The sequence below is a fragment of the Cupriavidus sp. GW823-FHT06D04 genome (genome assembly GCF_058795055.1).
Window position 1 is genome coordinate 1 of the sequence record NZ_JBXAHL010000098.1, and the last position, 2,511, is coordinate 2,511.

Here is a 2,511-nt window from a genome sequence, read left to right on the forward strand (position 1 = left end):
CGCGTTGATGGGCGTGATCAGCAAGCGCCGCATGCCGTTCCAGTTCTCGATGTACTTGCCGGCGTCTTGCGGCGGGATATCGCCCGGGCGGCTGTCAATCACCGTGCGCAGCGCGCCTTCGTCGGTCTGCTGATGGTACATTTCCAGCCCGAGGGCCTGGCGCACGCGTGACCAGATCCCGTCCACGCCTACCGCCAGGTCGGCGCGCGCGGCGTCGCCGTTGGCGAAGCGCAGTTCGCCGCGCGGCGTGGCGCCGATGATTTCGGCCGACGTGACCACCTTGACGCCCGTGCGCAGGCAGGCGTCGCGCAGCGCATCGAGCAGTTGGCTGCGCTTGACGGTGATCAGGCGCCTTCCAGCGGCGATGGGGGCCGATTCAATGATCTCGCCGCGGTGGTCGCGCTGTTCGAAGAAGCGGCCATGAAAGGCGTCGCGCACGGCGTCGTCGCACGCGCCCAGTGCTTGGAGCACGCGCAGCCCATTTTCCCAGATATAGATGCCCGAGCCGGCAGCGCGCAGCGCCGGTTGGCGTTCGTAGACGGTAACGTCCCAGCCGCGCTGGGCGAGTGCCGCGGCAGTGGCAAGGCCACCCAGGCCGCCGCCGGCGATGATTGCCGACAAAGTATTGTCCATGCTTTCTCCTACAAGGGTTCCTGATCCTGCACGCTCACACGAGCCAGGCGGCGTCGGGACCGGCAGGCGCCGGCGCGGCATCACGCCGGACATACCACTCGCTGTACTGCCCGTCGGGGTCCCGCAGGAACAGGGCACGCTTCCAGGGCACATCGACGACCCGCTCCGGCGTGATCCCGCGCGCACTAAGCGCTTGCAGCGCTGCTTCCAGGGTGGCCTCGGCTTCCAGCTCGAAGGCGGCGTGGTGGTATGCCGCGCTATCGGCGGCGACCAGGACCAGATTGTACGGATACGCAGCCAGGCTCGCGCCCAGGTAAGCGATGCCCTCTGCCTGGCGCACCACCTGTAGGCCGCCGATGCGGGTGTAGAAGTCCAGCATTGCGTCGAAGCGGGCGGTCTGGAGCACGGCGTGGGTGATGCGCCGCGGATGCAGGCTGGCGTCCCCGACGTGCCGCAACACGGGAGCGTCGTCGTAGAGGCCAACGGTGGACGGCTCGGCCGCGTCCGGGTCCCACGTGCTGGTGAGCAGTTCCATCTCGCCGGACAGTACCGAGCGCCAGTCCTTCACCGTGTCGCAGTAGAACTCATTGTAGTTGTGGTCGGGATCGAACAGGTAGACGCTGTGCGCCACCTGGTGGTCGACAGTCAGGTCCAGCGGCACGCCGGCCGCCTTCAGCCGGCGCCAGGCGTCCACCAGCGCTGCTTCGTTCTCCAGTTCCCAAGCCAGGTGGTTCAGGCCGGGCTTCAGGCCGATGGTGCCGGGCAACTGCAGCAGGCCGTTGCGGCCGTAGCGGTCCACGCCACCAGTGGTCTTCATCATGCCAAGGTCGTGCGGCGTGTGGCCCGTGCCGAGGAAAGTAGCTTGCAGGTCCGGCTCCCAGAACTCTACGTTCAGCCCACAGACCGCGCGGTAGAAGTTCTCGGAAATCTCCAGGTCGTCGACCCACAGGTTGACATGGCCAAGGCGGCGCGGGGCGAAAAAGTTGCCGGGCCGGGCCGGCGCAGGGGACGACATCGACGTCATGTCATGGGCTCCTTTGTTTCGTGTGCGTGTTTCGGGCGTGTTGAGGCGAATGGCTTGCCTGCCTGGTTTCGGGCACGGCATGGATTGCCGTGACGACGGGCCACTGGCGGCAGGTGCGAGTGCATCTTATCGACGGGCGGGGCCGCCGCGGACGCGCCACGCCAAATCGTTGCGGGATTCGGATGTCCGTTGCGGTTTCCGGACTGCGACGCCCACCGTGTTGCCCAACAATGCGTTCACCGCCAGCGCCTGGCCCTGATGCCGGCCGACGCGGAACCGCCCAAGGCGGAATGACAGACAGTGAGACGACTAGGGAGCGCCCCATGCTTTGGATGCAGGCAGACCCGGCCCAGCGCCGGAAAATCCGTAACTGGCAGCACTACGCGCTGGCGATCGGCGTGTTGGGCGAACTGTTCCTCGCCGGCGACTGGTACGGCTTCGCGGCCGTGATGACCTTCGTGTCGGAAGCGCTGCACCTGAGCCCGACACAGGCCGGCTTCGTGCAAGGCGCCTTCGCCATCACCTACTGCATCGGCATGCTGTTCTGGTCGCCGTTCGCAAGGCGCTGGTCGGCACGCCGGCTCTTTGCCATCGGCTTGCTGGGAACAGGCGTGTTCATGCTGGCGCAGGCCGGCGCCGACAACTTTGCCGAGCTGGTGGCGGCGCGCCTGCTGATCGGCTTCTTCGACGCGGCAGTTTGGGTCGGCACAATGAAGCTGATCGTCGGCTGGTTCCCGTCGGAACGCCACGGCGCGACCATGGGCATACTGCTGGCGGCCTTCAGCCTGGCGATCACGCTCGACTTCGCCATCGGTATCCCGGTGGCGGCCGCACTCGGCTGGCGCGTGTTCCTG

General features: G+C 67.0%; 3 protein-coding genes. 1 reads left to right on the forward strand and 2 read right to left on the reverse strand.

Annotated features, from left to right (window positions below; all coding sequences use genetic code 11):
- Together AC1Q7H_RS39710 and AC1Q7H_RS39715 are read right to left on the reverse strand one after the other, a co-directional pair.
- Positions 1 to 633 (reverse strand): FAD-dependent oxidoreductase (locus AC1Q7H_RS39710; protein WP_492316800.1); only part of this gene is annotated, 633 nt, incomplete at its 3' end.
- A 34-nt stretch (positions 634 to 667) separates the two neighbouring features.
- Positions 668 to 1,657, reverse strand: coding sequence for a VOC family protein (locus AC1Q7H_RS39715; protein ID WP_492316799.1), 990 nt, complete (start codon positions 1,655 to 1,657; stop codon positions 668 to 670).
- A gap of 323 nt (positions 1,658 to 1,980) precedes the next feature.
- Here AC1Q7H_RS39715 and AC1Q7H_RS39720 point away from each other — a divergent pair.
- A partial coding sequence (locus AC1Q7H_RS39720) for an MFS transporter (RefSeq protein ID WP_492316798.1) occupies positions 1,981 to 2,511 on the forward strand: 531 nt, incomplete at its 3' end.